Source organism: Methanobacterium sp., from assembly GCF_038562635.1.
GTDB lineage: Archaea > Methanobacteriota > Methanobacteria > Methanobacteriales > Methanobacteriaceae > Methanobacterium_D.
Window position 1 is genome coordinate 1 of sequence record NZ_JBCFBO010000007.1, and the last position, 7,846, is coordinate 7,846.

The 7,846-nt window shown below is 36.7% G+C and carries 9 protein-coding genes; 1 reads left to right on the forward strand and 8 read right to left on the reverse strand.

Annotated features, from left to right (window positions below; genetic code table 11):
- Positions 1-26: 26 nt before the first annotated feature.
- The 8 genes from AAGU07_RS16370 to AAGU07_RS16405 form a co-directional block, all read right to left on the reverse strand.
- On the reverse strand, positions 27-986 hold the full coding sequence (locus AAGU07_RS16370) for a hypothetical protein (RefSeq protein ID WP_342460149.1): 960 nt from the start codon (positions 984-986) through the stop codon (positions 27-29).
- Between the two features lie 468 nt (positions 987-1,454).
- Complete coding sequence (locus AAGU07_RS16375) at positions 1,455-2,063, reverse strand: DJ-1/PfpI family protein (protein WP_342460150.1); 609 nt, start codon at positions 2,061-2,063, stop codon at positions 1,455-1,457.
- A 218-nt stretch (positions 2,064-2,281) separates the two neighbouring features.
- Positions 2,282-2,935 (reverse strand): ClbS/DfsB family four-helix bundle protein, encoded by a 654-nt coding sequence (locus AAGU07_RS16380; RefSeq protein WP_342460151.1) that lies wholly within the window; start codon positions 2,933-2,935, stop codon positions 2,282-2,284.
- Positions 2,936-3,101: 166 nt separating this feature from the next.
- Positions 3,102-3,782, reverse strand: a complete 681-nt coding sequence (locus AAGU07_RS16385) for an isoprenylcysteine carboxylmethyltransferase family protein (protein ID WP_342460152.1) — start codon at positions 3,780-3,782, stop codon at positions 3,102-3,104.
- A gap of 163 nt (positions 3,783-3,945) precedes the next feature.
- On the reverse strand, positions 3,946-4,782 hold the full coding sequence (locus AAGU07_RS16390) for a DNA-formamidopyrimidine glycosylase family protein (RefSeq protein WP_342460153.1): 837 nt from the start codon (positions 4,780-4,782) through the stop codon (positions 3,946-3,948).
- Between the two features lie 128 nt (positions 4,783-4,910).
- Positions 4,911-5,462 (reverse strand): cysteine hydrolase family protein, encoded by a 552-nt coding sequence (locus AAGU07_RS16395; RefSeq protein ID WP_342460154.1) that lies wholly within the window; start codon positions 5,460-5,462, stop codon positions 4,911-4,913.
- A gap of 213 nt (positions 5,463-5,675) precedes the next feature.
- A complete protein-coding gene (locus AAGU07_RS16400; RefSeq protein WP_342460155.1) occupies positions 5,676-6,098 on the reverse strand; it encodes a PIN domain-containing protein in 423 nt (140 codons plus the stop codon).
- Positions 6,091-6,333 (reverse strand): DUF6364 family protein, encoded by a 243-nt coding sequence (locus tag AAGU07_RS16405; protein WP_342460156.1) that lies wholly within the window; start codon positions 6,331-6,333, stop codon positions 6,091-6,093. Before AAGU07_RS16405 ends, AAGU07_RS16400 begins: the two co-directional genes overlap by 8 nt.
- Positions 6,334-7,048: 715 nt before the next feature.
- Here AAGU07_RS16405 and AAGU07_RS16410 point away from each other — a divergent pair.
- On the forward strand, positions 7,049-7,306 hold the full coding sequence (locus tag AAGU07_RS16410; RefSeq protein WP_342460157.1) for a type II toxin-antitoxin system Phd/YefM family antitoxin: 258 nt from the start codon (positions 7,049-7,051) through the stop codon (positions 7,304-7,306).
- The last annotated feature ends 540 nt before the right edge of the window (positions 7,307-7,846 follow it).

The following is a 7,846-nucleotide window of genomic DNA, read 5'->3' on the forward strand; positions in this document are numbered from 1 at the left end:
TCTGGCGCAGGATCTGGAGTATCACCTCAGACTTGCGCTTCGCCGTCCATCGTTGCTGCTCTGCCATATCCTCTCTCCTTGCTCAGTATATCTGGTCTGAACAAAGAGGGGGACACTGTAAACCTTTCATATGCTGGTTGATTAGCTTCCTTGTATTTTCGGATTTCACCATAAGTCCGTTTTATTATTTCTTTCTTATCGACAACACTTTCAATAATACCCATGGTCAGGTATCCGAGCTTACTAATATCTATTGGATCAGATAGTTCATGACTCAATAATCTCTTCTTGAAATCTGGAATACGATCAGAAATATGGGTAACAAGTTTCCATGCGATAATAAGTAATTCAAACTGGTCTGCTTTAAAGCAAGTTGCAACAACTTGGTCTTTCTGCATATCTCCAAGAATCGCTATTAAGTCTGATACTATTCGGAATACATGAAAACCTGCATCAAAATAACTATCAACTGAGTTGTTTTTTAGTTGGTATTTTGTTAATCGCATTACTTCTTCTGCGATTGTGTAGTCGAAAACAGATTGTTGTATTCCACCTAAATTATTCTCAAGAATTTCATATTGTTCTAGGTCGTTAGCATCAAGATGCCTGGGTAAATTTTCTCTCTTAACTAGTAAGTTCCTTCTTCCAAAGTTGATAACTCGTGCATAGTATATGGAAGAAATATATCTTAACTTAGGAGTATTAAAAAGAATCGGGTGATAAGTTATGCCAATTCGCATAGCTTCTTCCGCCTCAAATACAAATTCTGGAACAGTATACAAATCTTGGATTCGATCAATTATTAAGTTATCAATATAGATTTTTTCAGTAACTTTACTTTGTATTTTGTCTAACGATATTTTTTGATCTAATCCAACTATCATCAAGCTGTCAAAAGACAGTGCGATCCTCTTCAAAATCGCACTATCAAGTAGATTCGGGTTACAGAATGTAATAGCTGAAATGTTTTCTTTATGAACGCTCATTTTCTGCTCCTTCCAAGTTGAATTGACAATTATTATAATTAACACATAAGTAGATATATCCAATTATTGTAGAATACTTTATTTTTATAATGACATAGTATTATTTCTATAACCTAGAGCACCTTGTTAGGGCAGATTAATAGATACATTTATTCTAAAATCAATTATGTTCCCTTTCTCATTAACAAATTTACTTTTTTCATCACTATAATAGTTTAGAGTATACAATTTCGAATTGTTCTAATAATTGTTTTTCAAAACACATTTTATCTCTTTCTATTAATAAACAATTAAATTGCGCCGCGTTAGCGACCTCCGCATAACATTGGCTTAACCTGCGAGCGCGTCCTGAGCTTGCGTTGCGGAGCAACGTGTGAGGCTTGGCGCGCTTTTTGCTTATGAGCGTAACGAATGCACAAAACGTAACAATAACGTTATCCGGTTGAAGCGCTTGTTAGGCTAATGATCTTATAATTCTTTATAGTCCATATTTGTATGAAATATTAATTCCTCATCTTTATAATCTTCTTTTATTATTCCTTTGAATTCTTCATTACTACATTGTATCCCTACTTTTCTAGCTACGGAAATCGCAAACTCCCGATAAGCAAAACCTAATGCAGTTATTAGGTTTCTATCTTCATATATTGGTTTTCTAACAAGATTTTTTCTTGGTATAAACTCGTACTTATCTATTACTTCTTCATACAAGCCGGCACAAAACTTACGATCATCCAATATGCCTGCTTTCGCAAGCAATATTGGCGAACTTGATATACTACCAATATTAATGTTTATGTCGTCTTTAAATCGTTTAAGAAACTCAATAATTGCATCATTGTTAAGTGCACATCGATAATCCCATAACCCAGGCAGCACTATACAATCATATAATTCTCTATCGAACTTAGAAAATACTTTATCGGGCACTATGGAGAAACCATCTTCACTTTTTACGACATCCAGTGTTGAAGAGAATACGGTTATTTCCTTTCCATTAAACTTGAATAATTCTGTTAAGCAACTTATCTCCTGCAAACTAAATTGCGGATAAACAATTATGCCCGCTTTTTTCACGATACCCCCTTTGGGTAGACATGCTTCCCTATCTAAAGAGCCCACATTGTTTTAGCGCCGAAGGCGACGGCCTAACAGTGGCTTAACCTTCAAATTCGCGCCTGAGCTCGCGTTGCGGAGCAACTGCAAAGGCTTGACGCGGTTTGTGCATGAGATTTCTGCACAAACCACGCCAAAGGTTATATAAGATTGAAGCATTTGTTAGTTGTCTGCCCTACCTATTGATTAGCTTCCATTACTTTCTTAAGTATATCATTATCATTATACGCTTTGCTTAATTCTTCCAGCCTATTTTTTACCATTCCAGCTTTATCCTTATACTCTACAAAACTATATACTTTACTATTTCCGTTAGAGAACAAGTAAAATATATCTTTCGTCTCTTCCATAACTTTTATAAAGTTCAAGTATTTCCTTCGTTTCAGGTAATGATAGAGTAAGTGTCCATTGGGATGTGTTGATCCATCCATTATCATATATCGCCAAAGATCTATTCCAAATCCTAATGGTAAATCATTCTTAATAAGCTCTTCTTTACCATAGGTAACTATTACAGCTTTATACTTCTTAATTGCCTTTTCAAATTCAGATTCTACTATCTTGAGTTCTTTATTATAATCAACCGCATACCATTCTCTATTTGTTTTTCGAAAGTCATCCACATCTTTAAAAGGAATCTGATTTTTAATACTTTCAAGCTTATCCGCAGAGAATGATATCCAACGTGTCAAATGTGCAATAACATCTTTATAGCTCCAATCTTCATATGAACTGCTTTTTGAATTTTCAGAATTGCATACTGTGATAAACTCAAGGACATTCTTATGTGTTCTATCAATTTCAAGGTTAATTCTTGCCAGATCAGGGATCATTTTTTTCTCCTAATATCTGTGCGCTAGCGTCCACCTAACAGCGCCTTGACCATTAACGCGTCAATTGGCGTGCTTTTTGCGCCTGCTTGGATATTCTAGCTTTCACTCTTACGCAAAAAGTGTGACAGTAGCGTTGTCATGGTTAAAGCCGTTGTTAGGCCCATGCTCACCATATATATGGTATCATTCTATACTTTACTTTTTCTTTATATTCCTTATACCCTTTCAGTTCCTTTTCCAATACCTTCTCTTCGTTCTTTATCCGTATCGTTAGTAAGAATGGCAGTAGTACCCCAGGAATCAATCCAACATAAGATCCTAATACTAGCGATGTACTCATATAGAATACGCTCATAGCCATATACATAGGATGTCGTACTATACTATACATCCCTATATCTACTACTTTCTGTGCTTCCTCTACTTCTATAACCCTTGATGCATATCTATTCTCTTTCATTACCCGCAGCATCAATAGATAGCTTATAATGAATAGAAGTTCTGCTATGCCTACGACTACAAGAGGAACCCGAGACCAAGAATACCTATAATCCAGGCCAGGTAATATAAATATTCCTAATATCAATAGTGATGAGAACACTATGAATACAACTTGTGTCGATTCTTTTTCCCGAGAACGTAGTCTTCTTTCTAAAAGCTTTGGGTCGTATTTATACATCCATATAAAGCCATATGATATTAATGCTAGAATGGTTGTGAGATAGAGCCATCCATTCCAAAAGGAAAAACTACCCGCAGGAAAGAATACAAATATTCCAATAAGCACTATTCCAAGAACTAAGCGAACAATACTTTTCTTAACTAGACCAGCAAGCTCTTGTTTCATATTTGCATCCTTGTTTAATAGGATATTTCTTATATTGGACCTAACATACGCCTGACCTGCAACCCGAGACTGGCGCACAATCTGCTACGAACGAAGAGAATGCAGATTGTGTGACAGGCCGGCTTGTCAGGTCGAAGAGATTGTTAGTTTACGGCGGCATTGTTTACTTCTTTAACACTTGGCATTTACTACAATAATATGATGATCCACCTAGATACTGAATCTTTTCAATTTTTGATTTGCATACAGGGCAACCTCTTTCAATAGATTTACTATCAAGAACTCTTTCATATTTACCTAGATTGCCATAAAAATCATATTCATCGTTTCTACCATCATTCTTTGCAGCATCATTTACAGTTTCTTTTATGGATTTATATAAAGTCATAATTTCTTCTTCGGAAAGTACTTCAATTTGAGTCTTCGGATGAAGCCTTGCATTAAAAAGTATATCCTGTGCAATTGAGTTTCCTAATCCTGGGATTAATTGATCCTGTGTTAGAAGGCTCTTTACACTCCTTTTCTTCTCACTTCTAGCCTCATCAATAAGCGATTTAAAATACTTGTATGTAAATTCCTTATCTAAAGGTGTTGTTCGCATATCAGCTATATATTGTCTTTTTAGTTCTTCTCCTTTTCTATACAATTCCATTGCACCCCACATTTGTGTCATTGCATATATAGATTTGTTTCCTTCGATATTCAGAAGCAGATGATATTTCGATGGTACATTATTGCTATCAACAAGGATTATCTTTCCCCCGCATTCACCCAAAACTAGTACATATCCAGGTTCCAATGGGATAAAAAGCCAACGCCCTTTACAGTAAGCATCCCCGATTGTTTTGCCGTTAACGATTCGAGAAAATGTCTGCGGGTTTTGATTATACCAAACAAATTTGTGAGGCGAGTTCCCCATTACTCCAGAAAGCACGGTCTTTCCAGAAATGGATTTGTTCATCTGCTTAGCTATGGTTAAGTATTCTGGGAGCTCAAACATAGATTGCTCCTTTTCAGGTCAAACTAACATTTGCTTAACCTGCGAGGCGTAATGGCGCAATTCTTGCCGAGGAGCGAAGCGACGACTAGCAAGAATCGTGACATAGCCGAGTCAGGTTGAAGCGATTGTTAGATTTCTCCCCTTATATACTCTTCTACTGTTTTTACTTCTCCGAATGTCCCCTCTATTGCTGCCATATACGCTATCTGTACTTCTTCTGCTTTAACTACCCTTTCTCCCATTTTTAAATCTTTTGTTGCGCAACAATCTTTTAAAACTACTATCTTATATCCCAAGTCATATCCTGCACGTACTGTCGTATCTATACACATATGACTCATCATCCCGACGATTACTAAGGTATCTATACCCTTATTCTTACAATACTCATCTAATCCAGTATCCCTAAAGCTGTTAGGGTAATGTTTTATGAATATTTTATCTTCTCTATTTGGTTTCACATTGTTATGTATCGCTATTCCTTCTGTATTAGGAAGAAAGAAGGTAGATGCAGGACTTTTAGATATATGCTGAATATAAATAATCTCTAGATTCTTTCGTCTAAATTTTTCTATTATCACTTTTATTCTAAGGCTTGCTTCTATACTTCCAACAAGTTCATTCTTTCCGCCTGGGAAGTAATCGTTTTGGACATCAACGATCAATAATGCTGTTTTCATCGTGCTTCCTCATATGTTTATTACGGCACTATGACTTAATTAGACGACCACTTCTTGTTATTGAATTATCTAGTAAATCTAACATTGGCTTGACCTGCAACGCTTCATTGGCGCGCTTTTTGCGCCTACCTTGATCTTTTACTTTCACTTCACCGCAAAAAGCGTGTCAAGAACGTTGTCATGGTTAAAGCTATTGTTAGGCAAAATCATTTTTTATATAGCCTTAACTGTTTTCAAGTATTCTTCTGGTGTCTGTATGATTAGATCCGCTGCTTTATAATCTTTGACATTTCTTGTTAATAAAAGCTTTATCCCTTGTTCGCGTGCAGCAAAAAATTGAATCCCATCTTCAAAATCATTGAAGGCTGAATTTAATGCGAGATCTATTACTTTATCATTTAAAGAGACTACCCCAACCATAATCCTTAGTTTTCTTAAGAGTTCTTTTGCTTTCTCTATACCTGACACCTTTCTTAAAATATAGAAAACATTGGCGAAAACAAGTGGGGTAGTAACTAGTTTTATTATGCCTGTATCTCCCATGGTGAATACTTCTGCGGCATATGAATAGAATGGTTCTCGTTTACATAAAAGATCCAGAACGATATCTGCATCTATGAACACTTCTTTATTCATACTTGCCTTCCAAGTACTCTACATAATCCAAACCATCAAGATCCTTTTCCGAGATAACGCCGCTAAGTTCTTCCACCAATGGAGAATACTTTACTTTTCCCTGGTCAGATTGAGAGACAAGATTTCTAAAGTAGGTTTCTACAAGTTTAGACAAGCTTTTATTGTTTCTTTCTGCGTATTTCTTTGCAGAGTTGATAATTGCTTTATCCAGCTTTAATGTAAGCTTTGTTTCCATACATAGCCTCCTATACGTATTATATTATCATAGCAAATACGTATAGCAAAGTCAAATCCAATAGTTCTAAGTACATTCTAAAGCGTTTCTGCCTAACATTGGCTTGACCTGCAATGCCGTGCCCACGCTCCTGGTGTGGGCATTGGCGCGTTTTTTGCGCCTGCTTGGCTATTCTAGCTTTCACTCTTACGCAAAAAGCGTGACAGCAGCCGAGTCAGGTTGAAGCTTTTGTTAGTAGGTGCGGATTCTCAAAGCAAGTGCAAAGACTTGACTCTGAAAAAGGAGAGCTGCAAGAGTAATAGAACTCATTTCCCGCCAAGAAAAGGAGTTCTACTATGACCTACTCGCAACTCTCCAAAGAAGAACGATACTTCCTTTCTTCTCTTCTTGCCAGAGGGGCTTCTATACCCTCTATCGCAAAAGAACTAGGAAGATCTCCCAGCACACTCTATAGAGAACTGTCGTCGCCTGAACCGGCAATTTTAAATCGGCGTTGACAATTGGCGTGGTTTTTGCGCCTACTTGGACTATCTTGCTTTCACTCTTAAGCAAAAACCATGACAATAGGCATTGTCAGGTCGAAGCATGTGTTAGACGTTTAGACTATTTTAATCTATGTCCTTATATATTATATATTAATGTACTTTTTAGTTCTTATAAATATCTACTTGACTTATCATTATATTATCATTATCCTACTATTAAGGAGCATGGTATGCCAATCATTCGTCCTATCTCTGATCTTAGAAATAACTTCTCTTCAATATCTGAAATAGCTCACTCTGATAATGAACCTGTCTTTCTCACAAAAAATGGTATTGGCGATCTCGTGGTAATGTCACTCGAATATTATGATCAACAATTAGCCAAACTAGAATTATACCAAAAGCTTAATGAAGCCCGTGAAGAAATTAAACGTGGGGCTAAAGGTAAAAATGCTCGCAAAGTATTAGAAAGCCTCATTCAGTCATGAGTACAGCTACGTACGATGTCTTACTCTATCCTTCCGCAGAATCAGATCTCTACGATATTAAGCAATACTTTGAGCAAGTATTAAAGGTGTCTCCTACTCATCTATTTCAAAAGTTTTATGATTCTATCGAGTATCTAGAAAAGAATCCTTTTATGTATCCTTTAGTAAAAGATCCATTTTTAAGCCAGCTTGGCTATCACATGATTACGATAGATAATTTCCTAGTCTTTTACATTGTTACTGGTAATGAAGTACAAATCCATCGTTTTCTATACGGCAAGCGAAACTACCTACAAATTTTGTAATATATTTTACATACTCGGGAAGCTTGTATACGTCTAACATTGGCTTAACCTTTAAATCCGTGCCTGAGCAAAGCGAAGGCTTGGCGTGGTTTGTGCATGGGATTTCTGCACAAACCTACAGTGTCCCCCTCTTTGTTCAGACCAGATATACTGAGCAAGGAGAGAGGATATGGCAGAGCAGCAACGATGGACGGCGAAGCGCAAGTCTGAGGTGATACTCCAGATCCTGCGCCAG